General features: G+C 67.6%; 18 protein-coding genes. 9 read left to right on the forward strand and 9 right to left on the reverse strand.

What is annotated here, in order from left to right:
• Nucleotides 1-43 precede the first annotated feature (43 nt).
• The gene (sodB, locus tag U5A56_RS10145; RefSeq protein ID WP_124486975.1) at nt 44-622 is read right to left on the reverse strand and encodes a superoxide dismutase [Fe]; all 579 of its coding nucleotides are present in this window, start codon (nt 620-622) and stop codon (nt 44-46) included.
• Nucleotides 623-862: 240 nt separating this feature from the next.
• Nucleotides 863-2,245, reverse strand: coding sequence for an exodeoxyribonuclease VII large subunit (gene xseA / locus U5A56_RS10150; protein ID WP_124522998.1), 1,383 nt, complete (start codon nt 2,243-2,245; stop codon nt 863-865).
• Between the two features lie 450 nt (nt 2,246-2,695).
• Here xseA and lpxK point away from each other — a divergent pair, with 450 nt between their 5' ends.
• The 4 genes from lpxK (at nt 2,696) to adk (ending at nt 5,687) form a co-directional block, all read left to right on the forward strand.
• A complete protein-coding gene (gene lpxK, locus U5A56_RS10155) occupies nt 2,696-3,724 on the forward strand; it encodes a tetraacyldisaccharide 4'-kinase (RefSeq protein WP_321922095.1) in 1,029 nt (342 codons plus the stop codon).
• On the forward strand, nt 3,705-3,908 hold the full coding sequence (locus U5A56_RS10160) for a Trm112 family protein (protein WP_006750935.1): 204 nt from the start codon (nt 3,705-3,707) through the stop codon (nt 3,906-3,908). The genes lpxK and U5A56_RS10160 overlap by 20 nt, the downstream gene beginning before the upstream one ends.
• Nucleotides 3,909-4,024: 116 nt before the next feature.
• A complete protein-coding gene (gene kdsB / locus U5A56_RS10165) occupies nt 4,025-4,816 on the forward strand; it encodes a 3-deoxy-manno-octulosonate cytidylyltransferase (RefSeq protein ID WP_044848576.1) in 792 nt (263 codons plus the stop codon).
• 208 nt (nt 4,817-5,024) lie between these two features.
• Nucleotides 5,025-5,687 carry an adenylate kinase gene (gene adk, locus U5A56_RS10170; RefSeq protein WP_044848575.1) on the forward strand — a complete coding sequence of 221 codons (663 nt, stop codon included), beginning with the start codon at nt 5,025-5,027 and terminating at the stop codon, nt 5,685-5,687.
• 135 nt (nt 5,688-5,822) lie between these two features.
• On the opposite strand, the gene U5A56_RS10175 is transcribed toward adk, so the two are convergent.
• Nucleotides 5,823-6,674, reverse strand: coding sequence for a LysR substrate-binding domain-containing protein (locus U5A56_RS10175; protein ID WP_044848574.1), 852 nt, complete (start codon nt 6,672-6,674; stop codon nt 5,823-5,825).
• Between the two features lie 113 nt (nt 6,675-6,787).
• On the opposite strand from U5A56_RS10175, the gene U5A56_RS10180 reads away from it, so the two are divergent.
• Together U5A56_RS10180 and U5A56_RS10185 are read left to right on the forward strand one after the other, a co-directional pair.
• A complete protein-coding gene (locus tag U5A56_RS10180) occupies nt 6,788-7,444 on the forward strand; it encodes an FMN-dependent NADH-azoreductase (RefSeq protein ID WP_124666029.1) in 657 nt (218 codons plus the stop codon).
• A gap of 237 nt (nt 7,445-7,681) precedes the next feature.
• Nucleotides 7,682-8,440, forward strand: coding sequence for an SDR family NAD(P)-dependent oxidoreductase (locus U5A56_RS10185; protein WP_321809397.1), 759 nt, complete (start codon nt 7,682-7,684; stop codon nt 8,438-8,440).
• A 79-nt stretch (nt 8,441-8,519) separates the two neighbouring features.
• On the opposite strand, the gene U5A56_RS10190 is transcribed toward U5A56_RS10185, so the two are convergent.
• Both U5A56_RS10190 and murJ read right to left on the reverse strand, forming a co-directional pair.
• Complete coding sequence (locus U5A56_RS10190; RefSeq protein ID WP_044848584.1) at nt 8,520-9,362, reverse strand: SirB1 family protein; 843 nt, start codon at nt 9,360-9,362, stop codon at nt 8,520-8,522.
• A gap of 8 nt (nt 9,363-9,370) precedes the next feature.
• Nucleotides 9,371-10,921: a murein biosynthesis integral membrane protein MurJ gene (gene murJ, locus U5A56_RS10195; protein WP_044848571.1), complete on the reverse strand. Its 1,551-nt coding sequence runs from the start codon at nt 10,919-10,921 to the stop codon at nt 9,371-9,373.
• Between the two features lie 304 nt (nt 10,922-11,225).
• Between murJ and rpsT the strand changes: the two genes are divergently transcribed.
• Nucleotides 11,226-11,498, forward strand: coding sequence for a 30S ribosomal protein S20 (rpsT, locus tag U5A56_RS10200; RefSeq protein ID WP_006482211.1), 273 nt, complete (start codon nt 11,226-11,228; stop codon nt 11,496-11,498).
• Nucleotides 11,499-11,645: 147 nt separating this feature from the next.
• Here rpsT and U5A56_RS10205 read toward each other — a convergent pair whose 3' ends face one another.
• Nucleotides 11,646-11,966, reverse strand: a complete 321-nt coding sequence (locus tag U5A56_RS10205) for a DUF3579 domain-containing protein (RefSeq protein WP_321922099.1) — start codon at nt 11,964-11,966, stop codon at nt 11,646-11,648.
• A gap of 415 nt (nt 11,967-12,381) precedes the next feature.
• Here U5A56_RS10205 and argF point away from each other — a divergent pair, with 415 nt between their 5' ends.
• On the forward strand, nt 12,382-13,311 hold the full coding sequence (argF, locus tag U5A56_RS10210) for an ornithine carbamoyltransferase (RefSeq protein WP_124486968.1): 930 nt from the start codon (nt 12,382-12,384) through the stop codon (nt 13,309-13,311).
• Between the two features lie 129 nt (nt 13,312-13,440).
• Here the strand turns inward: argF and murB are convergent, their stop codons facing one another.
• Nucleotides 13,441-14,490 carry a UDP-N-acetylmuramate dehydrogenase gene (murB, locus tag U5A56_RS10215; protein ID WP_321922100.1) on the reverse strand — a complete coding sequence of 350 codons (1,050 nt, stop codon included), beginning with the start codon at nt 14,488-14,490 and terminating at the stop codon, nt 13,441-13,443.
• 136 nt (nt 14,491-14,626) lie between these two features.
• Between murB and U5A56_RS10220 the strand changes: the two genes are divergently transcribed.
• The gene (locus tag U5A56_RS10220; RefSeq protein WP_014896235.1) at nt 14,627-15,112 is read left to right on the forward strand and encodes a YajQ family cyclic di-GMP-binding protein; all 486 of its coding nucleotides are present in this window, start codon (nt 14,627-14,629) and stop codon (nt 15,110-15,112) included.
• Between the two features lie 118 nt (nt 15,113-15,230).
• Here the strand turns inward: U5A56_RS10220 and plsY are convergent, their stop codons facing one another.
• Both plsY and ybaK read right to left on the reverse strand, forming a co-directional pair.
• A complete protein-coding gene (plsY, locus tag U5A56_RS10225; RefSeq protein WP_044848567.1) occupies nt 15,231-15,869 on the reverse strand; it encodes a glycerol-3-phosphate 1-O-acyltransferase PlsY in 639 nt (212 codons plus the stop codon).
• A gap of 182 nt (nt 15,870-16,051) precedes the next feature.
• Nucleotides 16,052-16,543, reverse strand: coding sequence for a Cys-tRNA(Pro) deacylase (gene ybaK / locus U5A56_RS10230; protein WP_124892273.1), 492 nt, complete (start codon nt 16,541-16,543; stop codon nt 16,052-16,054).
• Nucleotides 16,544-16,552 lie beyond the last annotated feature (9 nt).

Consider the following 16,552-nt stretch of genomic DNA (forward strand, 5'->3'; position numbering starts at 1 on the left):
CTTCGGGTGCCGCGCGCCGCAACGGCGCGCAGTACGCATGGACTTACGCGAAGTTCTTCGCTGCGAAGTCCCAGTTCACGATGTTCCAGAACGCTTCGACGAACTTCGGACGTGCGTTGCGGTAGTCGATGTAATACGCGTGTTCCCACACGTCGATCGTCAGCAGCGGCTTGTCGGCCGTCGTCAGCGGCGTGGCGGCGTTGCTCGTCGACACGATGTCGAGCGAACCGTCGGCCTTCTTCACGAGCCATGCCCAGCCCGAACCGAACGTGCCGACCGCGGCCTTCGAGAACGCTTCCTTGAACGCGTCGTACGAACCCCACTTCGCGTTGATCGCGTCGCCCAGCGCGCCCGACGGTGCGCCGCCGCCGTTCGGCGACAGGCTGTTCCAGAAGAACGTGTGGTTCCAGATTTGCGCGGCGTTGTTGAAGATGCCGCCCGACGACTTCTTCACGATCTCTTCCAGCGACAGGTTTTCGAATTCCGTGCCCGGGATCAGATTGTTCAGGTTCGTCACATAAGCCTGATGATGCTTGCCGTAGTGGTACTCGATCGTCTCTTTCGAGATGGTCGGCGCGAGTGCGTCTTCAGCGTACGGGAGCGGCGGGAGCGTATGAGCCATGGCGATTCCTTCGTTGAGTATGTAGGGAGGCTGTGTTGAATGCTGCCGAGCGTCCGATTGTAGGCGAGTCCGAATATCCCCGCAAACTCACGGGCATTTATCCGCGGTATGCAGAAAATCGGCGTTCCCGCTTCATCCGGCAGGACGAGAAGACGGATGCGCAGCATCCGTTCCCGCGCCGGGCGCCGGACCATCCGGAGCGCCGGACGCGCGACCTTCGTTCCGCTTACGCCGCCGTCGTCAGATCGTATCGGTCAGCCGGGGCTGCACGTCGGCGAGCGATACGTCGGCCGAGCCTTCGGCGAGATGCACGGTCAGGCGGCGCTGCGGTTTCAGCGCGTTCGGCGCGCGCACCGCGCGGCCGGTCTGCGTGTCGATCAGCGCCGCGTAGCCGCGCTCGAGCGTGCGCTGCGGGCTCAGCACCTCGAGCCGCGCCGCGCAGGCCGACACGCGCGCGGTATCGCGCTCGTGACGGCGCTGCAGCGCCACCGCGAGACGTTGCGACAGCCCGGCGAGTGCCTGACGCGCCTGCGCCGGGTCGGGCCGCGCGCGCTGCCAGCGCAATTGCGCGAGCGCGAAACGCGCACGCGCGTCGCGCACCGGCCGCGACGCGGCCGAGGCGAGCCGCACCGCCAGTTGCTCGACGTGGGTACGCTGCCGCTGCAGCCGCTCGGCCGGGCTGACGAGCCGGCGCGCGAGCCAGTCGAGCTGCTGCGCACGCTGCTCGAGCCCGCGTTCCAGGCAGCGCGCAAGCGCGCGCTGCCGGTCGGCAACTTCGCGCAACAGCAACGCGCGCTGCGGACTCGCGAGCTCGGCCGCGCCGGTCGGCGTCGGCGCGCGCAGGTCGGCCGCGAAGTCCGCGATCGTGAAATCGGTTTCGTGGCCGACGCCGCTGACGACCGGCAGTTCGCTCGCCGCGATCGCACGCGCGAGCGCTTCGTCGTTGAACGACCACAGATCCTCGATCGACCCGCCGCCGCGACAGACCAGCAGCACGTCGACCTCGCGCCGCGCGTTCGCCGCCTGCACGGCCGCGACGAGCTTCTCGGCCGAGCCCGCACCCTGCACGGGCGCCGGATAGACGATCACCGGGATGTGCGGCGCGCGGCGCGCGAGCGTGGTCAGCACGTCGCGCAGCGCGGCGGCCTGCAGCGACGTGACGATGCCGATCGCGCGCGGGTGCGCCGGCAGCGGCCGCTTGCGCTCGGGCGCGAACAGGCCTTCGGCCTCGAGCTGCGCCTTCAGCCGCAGGAACGCCTCGTACAGGCGCCCCTGGCCGGTCCGCCGCACGGCCTCGACGTTGAGCTGCACTTCGCCGCGCGGCTCGTACATCGTGACGACCGCGCGCACCTCGATCCGGTCGCCTTCGCGCGGCGTGAATTCCGCGTACTGCGCGCGACCGCGGAACATCACGCAGCGCATCTGCGCCTGCTGGTCCTTGATCGAGAAATACCAGTGGCCGCTCGCGGCGCGCGTGAAATTCGACACTTCGCCCGAAATCCACAGCAGCGGAAACGAGCGCTCGAGCATCGTCGAAATCGCGCGATTGAGCGCCGAAACGGGAATCACTTCGTCGCCGCCGCGGGTCGCGCCGGGAGCGGAAAAAGGAGAGTCGGAAAGCATGGGCGGTCGGATGAATGCTGGCGGCGACACGATAGTCCGACACGCGCGCGGCGTCCAGCGCCGGCCGCCCGCGCTGCACCATTTGGAAGGTGTCCACACTCTGGCAATCGTCCATCAAAAACGCTTCAAAACCGCGGAAAAACCCAGACGATTCCTCACAACGCATTGATTTTTATAGTTTTTTAAACCTTGCAGTTTGATTTGCCGCCGATTCGATGTCCGCCCGGCGGGCGTTTCACGCGGACAGGCCGGGAGTTTTTCACAGAGTTATCCACAGCCCGTTTCGTTCCGGCCCCATCGGGTGCGTCGCCCGGCCGCGCTTGCCGCGCCCGCGTGCGGCGCGCTAGAGTGCCGCCTTCCGAACCCCTAGCGGCATGCGCCGCCCCACGGAGAATCCGTCTTGACGAATCCGTCCCACGCCGCGGCGCACGACGCGCCGCGCCCGGCCCGATGAGCGCGCCCGGCGGCCTGCTCGCGCGGCTCGAAGCGCGCCTCACGCGCGAATGGCAGCGACGCGGCGCCCTCGCGTGGGCGCTCACGCCGTTCGCGTGCGTGTTCGGCCTGTGCGCGGCGCTGCGCCGCACGGCCTACGCGCAGGGCTGGAAGCAACCGGTCGACGTCGGCGTGCCCGTCGTCGTGGTCGGCAACGTGACCGTCGGCGGCACCGGCAAGACGCCGACCGTGATCGCGCTCGTCGACGCGCTGCGCGCGGCCGGCTTCACGCCGGGCGTCGTGTCGCGCGGCTACGGCGCGAACGTGAAGGCGCCCACCGCGGTCACGCCCGCGTCGCGCGCGAGCGCGGCCGGCGACGAACCGCTGCTGATCGCGCGCCGCACCGGCGCGCCCGTGTGGGTGTGCCCCGACCGCGTCGCTGCCGCGCAGGCGCTGCGCGCCGCGCACCCGGACGTCGACGTGATCGTCAGCGACGACGGCCTCCAGCACTACCGCCTCGCGCGCACGGTCGAGCTCGTCGTGTTCGACCACCGGCTCGGCGGCAACGGCTTCCTGCTGCCGGCCGGCCCGCTGCGCGAGCCGCTGTCGCGCCACCGCGACGCAACGCTCGTCAACGATCCGTACAGCGGCGCGCTGCCGCCGTGGCCCGACACCTATGCGCTCGCGCTCACGCCGGGCGCCGCGTGGCACCTCGACCAGCCGGCGCTGCGCCGCCCGCTGTCGCAGTTCGCGCACGAGCGGGTGCTCGCCGCGGCCGGCATCGGCGCGCCGGAACGCTTCTTCGCGACGCTGCGTGCGGCCGGCCTCGCGCCGGCGACGCGCGCGCTGCCCGACCATTACGCGTTCGCCGACAATCCGTTCGTCGACGACGCGGTCGATGCGATCCTGATCACCGAGAAGGATGCAGTAAAATTGGGCGCTTCCTGGCGCGACGCTCGGCTGTGGGTCGTCCCCGTCGAAGCCGCGCTCGATCCTCGCCTCATTGCCCTCGTTGTGGAGAAACTCCGTGGACGCTCGCCTGCTTGAAATCCTTGTGTGCCCTATCTGCAAAGGCCCGCTCCACTATGACCGCGCCGCGCAGGAGCTGATCTGCAACGCGGACAAGCTCGCCTACCCGATCCGCGACGGCATCCCCGTGATGCTCGTCGACGAAGCACGCCAGACCGTCGAAGGCACGCCGGTCGACCCCGCCGGCCCGGCCGGCAGCTAAACGCCGCACCGCTGCACCGGCGCCCGGCCGCGCTTCTTCGCGGCCGCGTGCCGGCCCTGCCGGGCGGCCCGCCTTCGACGCGCCGCCCGCCCCGCTCTTCTCACCGCTCAGCCCCGATGACTCATCCGCAGCCCTTCATCGCCGTCATTCCTGCCCGGCTCGCGTCGACGCGCCTGCCGAACAAGCCGCTCGCCGATCTCGGCGGCAAGCCGATGGTCGTGCGCGTCGCCGAGCGCGCGCGCGAAGCGGGCGCGCAGCAGGTGCTCGTCGCGTCCGACGCGCAGAGCGTGCTCGACGCGGCCCGCGAGCACGGTTTCGAAGCGGTGCTGACGCGTGCCGACCATCCGTCCGGCACCGACCGGCTCGCGGAAGTCGCCGCGACGTTCGGGTGGAGCGACGACACCGTCGTCGTCAACGTGCAGGGCGACGAGCCGCTGATCGACCCGGCGCTCGTCCGCGACGTAGCGTCGCACCTCGCCGCGCACCCGGACTGCGCGATCGCGACCGCCGCGCACCCGATCCACGACGCGGCCGACGTGTTCAATCCGAACATCGTGAAGGTCGCGCTCGACGCGCGCAACGTCGCGATGTACTTCTCGCGCGCGCCGATTCCGTGGAGCCGCGATGCGTACCAGCCGCACTGGCCCGACGTCGCGGCCATGCCGGCACCGGCCTTTCCGGTCTATCGCCACATCGGACTCTACGCCTATCGCGCGCGTTTCCTGCGCACCTATCCGTCGCTCGCGCAGGCGCCGATCGAGCAGGCCGAGCAGCTCGAACAGCTGCGCGCGATGTGGCACGGCGAGCGCATCGCGGTGCTGATCACCGAGCATGCGCCCGAAGCCGGCATCGATACGCCGGCCGATCTCGCGCGCGTGCAGGCCCTTTTTCGGCCGGGTTCAAAATAACCCGTGGCATAATCAGGCGATTGTGCGAGCCGTCCGCGACCCGCGCGTCCTAGCTTGACCCCGCCACGGCCTGTCCCGGCAGCCGCGCGTCGCCTTTCGCCGACGCGCCGCATCAGACCGGTCCGCCGCGCGCAAGGCAAGCCCCGCGCACGCTGTCGCCGACGCTTTTGCGTCTCGCCACACGAATCTACATACCGGAGATATCACCATGCGTTTGATCCTGTTGGGTGCGCCCGGCGCGGGCAAGGGTACCCAGGCAAACTTCATCAAGGAAAAGTTCGGCATCCCGCAAATCTCGACGGGCGACATGCTGCGCGCGGCCGTCAAGGCCGGCTCGCCGCTCGGCGTCGAGGCGAAGGGCTACATGGACGCCGGCAAGCTCGTGCCGGACGCGCTGATCATCGGCCTCGTGAAGGAGCGCCTGAAGGAAGCCGACTGCGCGAACGGCTACCTGTTCGACGGCTTCCCGCGCACGATCGCGCAGGCTGACGCGATGAAGGAAGCCGGCGTCGCGATCGACTACGTGCTCGAAATCGACGTCCCGTTCTCGGAGATCGTCGAGCGCATGAGCGGCCGCCGCACGCACCCGGCATCGGGCCGCACGTACCACGTGAAGTTCAACCCGCCGAAGGTCGAGGGCAAGGACGACGTGACGGGCGAACCGCTGATCCAGCGCGACGACGACAAGGAAGAAACCGTCCTGAAGCGTCTCGAAGTGTACGAAGCGCAGACCAAGCCGCTGATCACGTACTACGGCGACTGGGCGCAGCGCGGCGAGGAAAACGGCCTGAAGGCCCCGCAGTATCGCAAGATCTCGGGCCTCGGCAGCGTGGACGAAATCCGCGAGCGTGCGTTCGACGCACTGAAGTAAGCACCGAGTCGTGCACCGCAAGCCGCCCTTTCGGGGCGGCTTTTTTTATGGTTCATCGTGGAATTTCGTGAACCGGCGACGATGCATGCGCCTCTGGCCGCGCAAATCCCAACGCTGTCGCCGCGATGAACGTGGTCACCCGTTGTGCGCGAATGCCAGCACGATCGCGTTGCCCAGTTCATCGACAACCCTGGCCGACGCGCCCGGCGCCGCGAACATCGTGAACTCGACATCGGGCAGGGCCGGCAGGCCGGCATCCGGCGGGATCGCACGCAAGCCGTGCGCAAGTTGTGTGTGCACGATCGGCGTCACCGCAAGGCCCGCGTGCGCGGCGGCGCACAGGCCGGCGCCGCTCGGGCACACGAGCACGATCCGGTAATCCACGCCCGCTCGGGCCAGTGCTGCCAGCGAGGCCTCGCGATACGGGCAGGGTTCCGGCAGCAGCGCAATCGGCACCGGTACGCCAGGCGTGAGCGACGCCCAATCCGCACCGGCCCACACGAGCGGCTCGCGCCAGAGCACGCGTCCGGCGGGCCCGCCGTGGCAGCGCCCGCCCATCACCACATCCAGTTCACCGTGATCCAGCGCCTGGAGCAGATCGCCCGGGATACCCACTCTGATGCTGAATGCGATGCGCGGGTACCGCCCGGCAAACGCCTTCATCACATGCATCAGCCTGACGTTGGCGAGGTCTTCCGACAGACCCACGCGGATCGTGCCCGCGCTCGGTTCGCGCAGCAGTTGCGCCCGCGCGTCCTGATTGAGCGCGAGGATGGCGCGCGCGTAACCCAGCAGCAGCTCGCCGTCCACCGTGAGCGCGACCGAGCGCGTGGTGCGCACGAGCAGGTCACGGCCGACCTGTTTTTCCAGGCGGCGCAGATGCGCGCTGACCGCGGACTGCGTCAGATTCAGACGGGCCGCGGCGTGCGTGAACCCGCCTTCCTGGACGACGGCCACGAAGGAGCGCAACAAAACGGTATCGAACATGAGATGTCCCGCAATACAGTGCGAATGCTACTGAGTAGCGTGATGATACTTCGTTTATATTTCGAATCGAACTATGTTCTGATGAGGGCCGTCAACCCGTCAGGAGTCGTTCCATGTCGACCTTGCTTCATATCGAATCGTCCCCGCGCAAGTCGCGGTCCGCATCACTCGACGTTGCGCACGCGTATCTGGAAGCCTGGCGCGACGCGCATCCGGTGCATCGGGTCGACGTGCTCGATCTGTGGGCGACGCAATTGCCGGAACTCGACGGCGATGCGCTCGATGCCAAATACGCGGACTTGAGCGGCACGCCGCTCAGCGAAGGCCAGCAGCAAGCGTGGGCGGATTTCCGGCAGCTGGCGCAGCGGATGCACGACGCGGATACGCTGCTGTTCTCCGTGCCGCTGTGGAATTTTTCCATCCCGTACAAGCTCAAGCATTTCATCGACGCCGTGTCCCACCGCGGCCTCCTCTTCTCATTCGACGAGCGTGGGTTGGCGGGATTGCTGAACGGCAAGAAAGCCGTCGTGATCTATGCGAGAGGCCTCGACTATTCAAGGCAATCGAGCACGCCCGCCGAGTCGTTCGACTATCAGCGGCCGTTTCTTGAGGCGTGGCTGCGCTTCATCGGTATCACCGACATCGAATCGATCGTCGTCGAGAAAACGCTGTTTGGACCCGAAATCGATCACGCGGGCAGGGAGGCTGCGCGCGAACAGGCAGTGACGCTGGTACACGCGGCTTCAGCATCAGCTTCGGTTGACGGCTGAACTGGCCAACGGCTGGAGACCGCCGAGCGCCGACGGTCTTCCACGTGTTCGCCGGCAATCTTCGATGAACCTTTTTTCCGCCTGCGCCATCCGTTTCGTCCGACCTCGCACGACCGCGCCGGTCTCGCCGGCATCCGGCGGCGCCCCGTACAATCGATCGAATACGTGCGCCGCACGAACCGGCGCGGCGGCCGTGCCTCCGATCGACCGGCATCGGACCCAACCAAGGAGACAGTGATGGAGATTCGCGACAACGTCTTTCTGATCACGGGCGGCGCATCGGGCCTCGGCGCCGGAACGGCCCGCATGCTCGCTCAGGCCGGCGGCAAGGTCGTGCTCGCCGACCTCAACGAAGCAGCCGGCGCGGCGCTCGCGGGCGACCTCGGCGGCGTATTCGTGCGCTGCGACGTATCGAGCGAGGCCGATGCGCAGGCGGCCGTCGACGCCGCGACGCGCGCGGGCACGCTGCGCGGCCTCGTGAATTGCGCGGGCATCGCGCCCGCCGCGAAAACCGTCGGCAAGGACGGCGCGCATCCGCTCGACGTGTTCGCGAAGACGATCAACGTCAACTTGGTCGGCACCTTCAACATGATCCGGCTCGCGGCCGCCGCGATGGCCGCGACCGCGACGAACGCCGGCGGCGAACGCGGCGTGATCGTCAGCACCGCGTCGGTCGCCGCGTACGACGGGCAGATCGGCCAGGCCGCGTATGCGGCGTCGAAGGCCGGTGTCGCTGGCATGACGCTGCCGATCGCGCGCGACCTGTCGCGCCACGGCATCCGCGTGATGACGATCGCGCCCGGGCTGTTCGAGACGCCGATGCTGCTCGGCATGCCGAAGGACGTGCAGGACGCGCTCGGCGCGATGGTGCCGTTCCCGCCGCGGCTCGGCAAACCGGACGAATACGCGATGCTGGTGCGCCAGATCGTCGAGAATCCGATGCTCAACGGCGAAGTGATCCGCCTCGACGGCGCGATCCGGATGCAGCCGAAGTAAGAGCAAGCAAGCAGCTGCAAAAAAAACGCCCGCGATGCGGGCGTGTCGACGTTCGGGGTGCCGGTGAGACTACGACGGCTCAGTCCTCGCCGTCGCGCTGCATCCGCTGCCGCAACTCGGTCACCTGCGACTCGACGACGGTCGCGTCCTCCGCATCGGGCCGCTCGCCGAGATACTGCTCGAGATCCTCGAGCGCGGGGCGCAGGTAGTCGAGCCGTGCATACGCGAAGCCGCGGTCGCGCACTTCGTCGAGCTGTTCCGGCAGCAGGATCACGAGCCGCTGCTGCACCGCGAGCAGCCGCTGCCAGCGTTCCGTCTGCAGATAGATCGTCTTCAGGTTGCGCAGCATCCGCGCGATGATCTCGCGGCTCGTGGCCGGCTGCAGCAGCGCGCGCAACGCGCTGTCGACCGCGCCCGCCGCACGCGCGACGTAGGGCTCGAGCATCTCGACCATCTCGGCCTCGGACAGCGAATGGCCGTTGGTCGGATCGATGATCAGGTCGCCGTCCGGCAGCGTCACGCGCAGCAGGAAGTGGCCGGGGAACGACACGCCGCGCGCCGGCACGCCGATCTGCTCGGCGAGCTCCAGGTACAGCACCGACAGCGAGATCGGAATCCCGCGCCGCCGCTTCAGCACCGCGTTCAGGTGGCTGTTATCGGGGTCGTAGTAATCGTTGTGATTGCATGCGAAGCCGAGTTCGCGGAAGAAGAACTCGTTGAGCGCGGCGACGCGGTCCTTCAGGTCCGCATCGTCGGCGAGCCGGCGGCTCAGCCGCGCGGCCAGGATGTCGAGTTCGGCCAGCGTACCCTGCAGGTCGAGGTCGGGATACGCGTCCTGCGCAAGCGACAGCGCGGTTTCCGTGACGGGCAGACTGTCGTCGTCCGCCACGAGCGTGCTGAAGTAGTCGAGGACGCGGGTCATTGCGGTCGTCACTTGGCGCGCCTTCTGAAGTAAGCGTATTTGAAGCCCATCACCCACAACATACCGAAATATAGTGCAGCGAACAGCACGAGGCACGCGGCCATCAGTGCAATGCGATCGAGCGGCTGCGCACGCATGCCGGCCCAGTCGAAGTTGATCGCGCACCAGTGCATCAGGCCGGCGAGCACGAGCGCCGCGCCGATCAGCTGCACGAAGAAGCGCAGCCAGCCGGGCGACGGCTGGTAGATGCCGCGCTTGCGCAGCCCGAGGAACAGCAGCAGCGAGTTCAGGCAGGCACCGACGCCGATGCTCAGCGTGAGGCCCGCATGGCCGATCAGCGGCACGAACACGTAGTTCGAGATCTGCGTGACGATCAGCACGCCGATCGCGATCTTCACCGGCGTCTTGATGTCCTGCTTCGCGTAGAAGCCCGGCGCGAGGATCTTGATCAGGATGATGCCGACGAGACCGATCCCGTAGGTCGCGAGCGCGCGCGCGACCATCGTGACCGTATGCGCGTCGAACTTGCCGTAGTTGAACAGCGTCGCGGTGAGCGGCGTCGCGAAGAAGAACAGCGCGAGCGCACTCGGCGCCGCGAGCAGGAACGTGACGCGCAGCCCCCAGTCGAGCAGCGCCGAATATTCATGCGAATCGGCGTCGACGTGCGCCTTCGACAGGCTCGGCAACAGGATCGTGCCGAGCGCGACGCCGAGCAGCGCGGTCGGGAACTCCATCAGGCGGTCGGCGTAGTTGATCCACGAGACCGCGCCCTGCCCGAGCCGCGACGCGATGTTGGTGTTGATGATCAGCGACAGCTGCGCGACCGACACCGCGAACGTCGCGGGCACCATCTTGGCGAGCACCCGCTTCACGCCGGGATGACGCAGCGCGCGCACCGGGTTGAGGCCGATCAGCGGCACCATGTCGATCTTCTTCAGCCCCGGCAGCTGCACGATGAACTGCAGCACGCCGCCCACGATGACGGCCCACGCGAGCGCGTAGACCGGCACCTTCAGGTGCGGCGCGACGAACACGGCCGCGGCGATGAACGCGACGTTGAGCAGCACCGGCGCGAACGCCGGCAGCGAGAAGCTCTTGTAGGTATTGAGCACGCCTGACGCGAGCGTCGTCAGCGAGATGAACACGATGTACGGGAACATGATTCGCGTCATCGTGACCGCGAGCGGGAACGCCTGCCCGTCGGTATGCAGGCCGGACGCGACCGCGAACACGACCCACGACGCGCCGGCGATCCCGACGACCGACAGCACGGCGAGCGCCCACGCGAGCACGGTCGACATCGCGTCGACGAGCGCCTTGGTCGCATCGTGCCCCTGCTGGTTCTTGAACTCGGCCAGGATCGGCACGAACGCCTGCGAGAACGCGCCTTCGGCAGACAGGCGGCGCAGCAGGTTCGGAATGCGGAAAGCGACGTAGAACGCGTCGGTGTATTGACTGGCGCCGAACGCACGGGCGATCAGCGTCTCGCGGGCCAGTCCGGTCACGCGCGACAGCAGCGTGAAGCCGCTGACCGTCAGCAGGGCTCGGAATAGATTCATGGGGCGCTTATTATACGGACGTTGCGTGGCCCGGCACGGACGGATGGCGAAAAGGGCGCGCGTCGCCGGCGCCCCCGTCCGGCCGACGTCACGTTGACCTTGCCACGCGCTTGATTTTGTTGCTATAATCGCCGGTTTCTGAGCCTGTTACATGCACGGCGCCTGTCGTTTTCATGTCTCGGCCTCGGTTAAAATCACCGTTTTTTATGCGCCCCTGGGCAATCGCTCTCAGGGGACGGATCGAAAAGCAGCGCTTGGCCGTCAGGCTCCAAGCTCTGGAAACAGGACAGGATAAGGAACCGTCATGGCTAACTCCGCACAAGCACGCAAGCGCGCCCGCCAAGCCGCGAAGGCAAATTCGCACAACTCGGCGCTGCGCTCGAAATTCCGTACCGCGATCAAGTCGGTTCGCAAGGCTGTTGAAGCCGGCGACCAGGCAAAGGCTGCCGAGCTGTTCAAGGCTGCCGTGAAGACGATCGACACGATCGCCGACAAGAAGATCGTTCACAAGAACAAGGCCGCTCGCAGCAAGAGCCGCCTCGCCGCAGCCGTCAAGGGTCTGCAGGCAGCAGCGTAAATCCGGCGTGCCCGCTTCGGCGGGCGCTCCTGTTTCCTGCGATCGCAAAAAAGCCCGCCTAGGCGGGCTTTTTTGCTGTGCGTCGCCCGCGCATCGCGCCGGGCGACCGCCAGGCAGGGGCGCGGCACGCGCCCTCGCCCGTCGAACTCACGTCTTCTCGTGGTAGTCCGGCAGCTCGCACGCCTCGGTGACGACGAGGTTGTTGTCCTTCGCGAAATTCAGCACGAAATCGAACGCCATCGGCTCGACGTCGCGCAGCCGGGAATCGAGGATCACGCATTTGAGGTCGCCGAGCATCGTCGGGCGCACGTACAGCGAATATTTCAGGCGCGCGTTCGGCCCGCTCGCACCGGGCCCGAAGCAGGCCATCACGCCGGCCAGACGCTCCGACCAGTCGCTCGGGCGAAACTTTTTCCCGTCTTTCGTAATGCCCTGGATGAAGAATTCGGTCGGAGGGGTTTCAGCCATGTGGTTACCCAAGTGACGGCCCGGCGATGTCCAGGCGACAGCGCCCGGATACGCGAACACAAAGCTCGAGCGGACAGCGGCACTCGCGCTCCGATATCCCGAAAAAACAGGCTGTCGAGGCGTGCCGCCGACGCGCCGCACCGGATTTGTGCAGCGCATGGCTTGTGTCCGGCAGAGCGCGAAGAGGCTTGCCTGCCGGGCTGGAGAAAACTTTTGGATTATACCGCAGCGCGGCATCGCGCGTCGTCTCGCCGCCCCTCTTCCGGCGCCTTCCAGCGTGCGCCACGATCCCAACCCGGTTTTCGTCGCGGCTCGTCAAAGCACAGAAAATCCTTTATGCTGCTTTGAGTTATCCACACCCGACGGCGGCGCCGTCCGGCCCCGCGGCCGGTTCAGACCCGCCGTATTTCGTTTCATGACCGCCAAAACCATTCGTCACTACCTGCAGTTCAAGGATTTCTCGCTGGAAGACTACGAGTACGTGCTCGAACGCACGGGTATCCTGAAGCGCAAGTTCAAGAACTACGAGACCTATCACCCGCTGCACGACCGCACGCTCGCGATGATCTTCGAGAAGAGCTCGACGCGCACGCGCCTGTCGTTCGAAGCCGGCATCTTCCAGCTCGGCGGCCACGCGGTGTTCATGAGCACGCGCGACACGCAGCTCGGCCGCGGCGAGCCGGTCGAGGATTCCGCGCAGGTCATCTCGCGGATGGTCGACATCATCATGATCCGCACGTTCGAGCAGGACGTGATCACGCGCTTCGCGGAAAACTCCCGCGTGCCGGTGATCAACGGCCTGACCAACGAATACCACCCGTGCCAGGTGCTCGCCGACATCTTCACGTACTACGAGCACCGCGGCCCGATCGCCGGCAAGACGGTCGCGTGGGTCGGCGATGCGAACAACATGCTGTACACGTGGATCGAAGCCGCGCAGATCCTCGGCTTCAAGCTGCGCCTGTCGACGCCGCCGGGCTATGCGCTCGACATGAAGCTGGTGGCGCCGGACAGCGCGCCGTTCTACGAGGTGTTCGACGATCCGAACGAAGCGTGCAAGGGCGCCGATCTCGTGACGACCGACGTGTGGACGAGCATGGGCTTCGAAGCCGAGAACGAAGCGCGCAAGCAGGCGTTTGCCGACTGGTGCGTCGATGAGGAAATGATGGGGCACGCGAATCCCGACGCGCTCTTCATGCACTGCCTGCCCGCGCACCGCGGCGAGGAAGTGACGGCCGGCGTGATCGACGGCCCGCAGAGCGTCGTGTGGGACGAGGCGGAAAACCGCCTGCACGTGCAGAAGGCGCTGATGGAGTTCCTGCTGCTCGGCCGCCTCAAGCACTGACCGCCGCGCGCATTATGCGCGCATCGCCGCCATCCGCGCGGCATGCGAAAAAAAGCGCCGATCGTCGTCGATCGGCGCTTTTTTGTTGGGTCGGACGAACGCGAATGAACCGCGCGGCGCAACACCGCGTTACAGGCACACGGGCTCGGGTTCGAGCTCGACGCCGAACCGTTCGCGCACGTCGTCCTGGATCGCGCGCGCCAGCGCGAGCACGTCGGCGCCCGTCGCGCCGCCGCGATTGACCAGCACGAGCGCCTGCCGGTCGTGCACGGCCGCCGCGCCGAGCGCGCGCCCTTTCCAGCCGCAGCGGTCGATCAGCCAGCCGGCCGCGAGCTTCACCTGCCCGTCCGGCTGCGGATACGACACGACTTCGGGGGCGCGCGCGCGCAGCGCGTCGAACTGCGCGACGTCGATCACCGGATTCTTGAAGAAACTGCCCGCGTTGCCGAGCACGAGCGGATCGGGCAGCTTCGCGCGGCGAATCGCGACAACGGCGTCGAACACGTCGCGCGGGGTCGCGGCGTCCGGCGCGATGCCGCGTGCGTCGAGCTCGCGCGTGACGTCCGCGTAGCCGAGCCGCGGCGTCCAGCGCTTGGGCAGCCGGAACGTCACGGCGACGATCGCGAAGCGGCCGCGCCCTTCCCGCTTGAAGAAGCTGTCGCGATAGCCGAACCCGCAGCGCGCGGCGTCGAAGCGCTCGTTGCGCCCCGTCGCGAGCTCGACGGCGACCAGCGAGTCGAAATAGGTCTTCATCTCGAGGCCGTACGCGCCGATGTTCTGGATCGGCGCGGCGCCGACGGTGCCCGGAATCAGTGCAAGGTTCTCGAGGCCCGGCATCCCGTGCTCGAGCGTCCACGCGACGAACGCGTGCCAGGTCTCGCCGCCGCCGGCCTCGACGTACCATGCGTCGTCGTCCTCGCGCACGACGCGACGGCCGGCGATCTCGTCGAGCAGCACGACGCCGTCGAAATCGCGCGTGAACACGACGTTGCTGCCGCCGCCGAGCACGAGCTGCGGCAGCGATGCGACGCGCGGGTCGCGGTGCAGCGCCTCGAACTGCGCCGCATGCGTGACGCGCGCGGCAAAGCGCGCCTTCGCGGCAATGCCGAACGTGTTGTGCGCGGCGAGCGGATGGTCGGGGAGCAGCGACAGGGCGGAATCGTCAGGAGGCATCGGCATTCGCGTTCACGTCCGCCGGGCGGGCAGACAGCCGGCCTTGGGCAAACGGAGGGGCATCGGTAAAATGGCAAACAGTCCGCAATTATAGCGAGTGCCCGCGCGCGAGCCGGGCGCCCGCATCTCAAGGGAGAATGCCATGCCATCGTTCGACGTCGTTTCCGAAGCGAACATGATCGAAGTGAAGAACGCCATCGAGCAGTCGAACAAGGAAATTTCGACGCGCTTCGACTTCAAGGGCTCCGACGCGCGCGTCGAGCAGAAGGAGCGCGAGCTGACGCTGTTCGCCGACGACGATTTCAAGCTCGGCCAGGTCAAGGACGTGCTGATCAACAAGCTCGCGAAGCGCAACGTCGACGTGCGCTTCCTCGACTACGGCAAGGTCGAGAAGATCGGCGGCGACAAGGTCAAGCAGGTCGTCACCGTGAAGAAGGGCGTGACGGGCGACCTCGCGAAGAAGATCGTCAGGCTCGTGAAAGACAGCAAGATCAAGGTGCAGGCGAGCATCCAGGGCGATGCGGTGCGCGTGGCCGGCACGAAGCGCGACGACCTGCAGAGCGTGATCGCGATGCTGCGCAAGGACGTGACCGACACCCCGCTCGACTTCAACAACTTCCGCGACTGATCGACGCGGTCGGCCGCGCCGTCAAGCGCGCCGTCGACCACGCCGTCGAACAGTCACGCCGCGCCGCCGGGCCCCGCATGCGGGGCGCCCCGGCGGGCGGCGGCGGCAATCCCCTTCCTCAGGCCTTCCCGCCGTCCTGCGCGCCGCCGTCGGACGCCGCCTTCTTCTTGTCGCCGATCCGGCTTTCCTGCCCCGCCAGCAGCTTCGAGATATTGCCGCGGTGACGCCACACGAGCAGCACGCTCATCGCGAGCACGGCCCACGCGACCGGGTTGTGGCCGGTGCCGAACAGGAACACGTCGAACACCGGTGCGAACACGGCCGCCACCAGCGCCGCGAGCGACGAATAGCGGAAGAAGAACGCGACGATCAGCCAGGTCAGCGCGGTCGCGAGGCCGAGCACCGGGTGCACGGCGAGCAACACGCCGGCCGCGGTCGCGACGCCCTTGCCGCCCTGGAAGCGGAAGAACACCGGATAGAGGTGGCCGAGGAACACGGCGATCGCGACCCACGCGACGGCGACGTCGGACAGCCCGAAGTGCCGCGCGAGCCAGACGGCGAACCAGCCCTTGAACGCGTCGCCGACGAGCGTCAGGATCGCGGCCTTCTTGTTGCCGCTGCGCAGCACGTTGGTCGCGCCGGGATTCTTCGACCCGTACGAACGGGGATCGGCCAGGCCCATCGCGGCGCTGACGACGACGGCGAACGACACCGAACCGATCAGGTAGGCAACAAGTGCGGCGAGCAGGATCTGCATGCGGAAAACTCTTCTTTCAACGTATCGGTAAAGGGACGGCCGGGCGCGGCGGGCCGGCCCGTCGGGGCAGGCGCCGCCGCGGCGAACCGCCGGCAGGCCGCGGCAGCCGGCCGTGCGGGCCGACCGGCCGAAACGGCGCCCATTCTACCGAACGAGCGCGGCCTGCCACGAAGGTGAAACCCTCAGTCGACGCTCGCGCACTGCACCGGAGTCGCGCCGAGCAGCGACGTGAGCACCGCCGGCGCGAGGCTGACGAGGTAGCCGCGGCGGCCGCCGTTCAGGTAGATCGTCGGCAATTCGAGGATGGTCGACTCGACGTACACGGGCATCGTCTTGCGCGTGCCGAACGGCGACGTGCCGCCGACCAGATAGCCGGAATGGCGGTTCGCGACGTCGGGCTTGCACGGCTCGACGCGCTTCGCGCCGATCTGCCGCGCGAGGTTCTTGGTCGACACCGTGCGGTCGCCGTGCATCAGCACGATCAGCGGCTTCGCGTGCTCGTCCTCCATCACGAGCGTCTTCACGACGCTGTGCTCGTCGACGCCGAGCTGGCGCGCCGACTCGCCGGTGCCGCCGTGCTCGACGTAATCGTACGGATGCTCGCCGAACGCGACGCCGTGGCGGCGCAGCAGCTGGGTCGCGGGTGTCTCGGACACGTGTCTGGATTTGCTCATGGCGGCATT

Source organism: Burkholderia sp. BCC1998 (genome assembly GCF_905339875.1).
Classification (GTDB): domain Bacteria; phylum Pseudomonadota; class Gammaproteobacteria; order Burkholderiales; family Burkholderiaceae; genus Burkholderia.

Coding starts and splice junctions, on each gene's coding strand:
- sodB (WP_124486975.1), bottom strand. CDS start 622: ATGGCTCATACGCTCCCGCCGCTCCCGTACGCTGAAGACGCACTCGCG.
- xseA (WP_124522998.1), bottom strand. CDS start 2,245: ATGCTTTCCGACTCTCCTTTTTCCGCTCCCGGCGCGACCCGCGGCGGC.
- lpxK (WP_321922095.1), top strand. CDS start 2,696: ATGAGCGCGCCCGGCGGCCTGCTCGCGCGGCTCGAAGCGCGCCTCACG.
- kdsB (WP_044848576.1), top strand. CDS start 4,025: ATGACTCATCCGCAGCCCTTCATCGCCGTCATTCCTGCCCGGCTCGCG.
- adk (WP_044848575.1), top strand. CDS start 5,025: ATGCGTTTGATCCTGTTGGGTGCGCCCGGCGCGGGCAAGGGTACCCAG.
- U5A56_RS10175 (WP_044848574.1), bottom strand. CDS start 6,674: ATGTTCGATACCGTTTTGTTGCGCTCCTTCGTGGCCGTCGTCCAGGAA.
- U5A56_RS10180 (WP_124666029.1), top strand. CDS start 6,788: ATGTCGACCTTGCTTCATATCGAATCGTCCCCGCGCAAGTCGCGGTCC.
- U5A56_RS10185 (WP_321809397.1), top strand. CDS start 7,682: ATGGAGATTCGCGACAACGTCTTTCTGATCACGGGCGGCGCATCGGGC.
- U5A56_RS10190 (WP_044848584.1), bottom strand. CDS start 9,362: ATGACCCGCGTCCTCGACTACTTCAGCACGCTCGTGGCGGACGACGAC.
- murJ (WP_044848571.1), bottom strand. CDS start 10,921: ATGAATCTATTCCGAGCCCTGCTGACGGTCAGCGGCTTCACGCTGCTG.
- rpsT (WP_006482211.1), top strand. CDS start 11,226: ATGGCTAACTCCGCACAAGCACGCAAGCGCGCCCGCCAAGCCGCGAAG.
- U5A56_RS10205 (WP_321922099.1), bottom strand. CDS start 11,966: ATGGCTGAAACCCCTCCGACCGAATTCTTCATCCAGGGCATTACGAAA.
- argF (WP_124486968.1), top strand. CDS start 12,382: ATGACCGCCAAAACCATTCGTCACTACCTGCAGTTCAAGGATTTCTCG.
- murB (WP_321922100.1), bottom strand. CDS start 14,490: ATGCCGATGCCTCCTGACGATTCCGCCCTGTCGCTGCTCCCCGACCAT.
- U5A56_RS10220 (WP_014896235.1), top strand. CDS start 14,627: ATGCCATCGTTCGACGTCGTTTCCGAAGCGAACATGATCGAAGTGAAG.
- plsY (WP_044848567.1), bottom strand. CDS start 15,869: ATGCAGATCCTGCTCGCCGCACTTGTTGCCTACCTGATCGGTTCGGTG.
- ybaK (WP_124892273.1), bottom strand. CDS start 16,543: ATGAGCAAATCCAGACACGTGTCCGAGACACCCGCGACCCAGCTGCTG.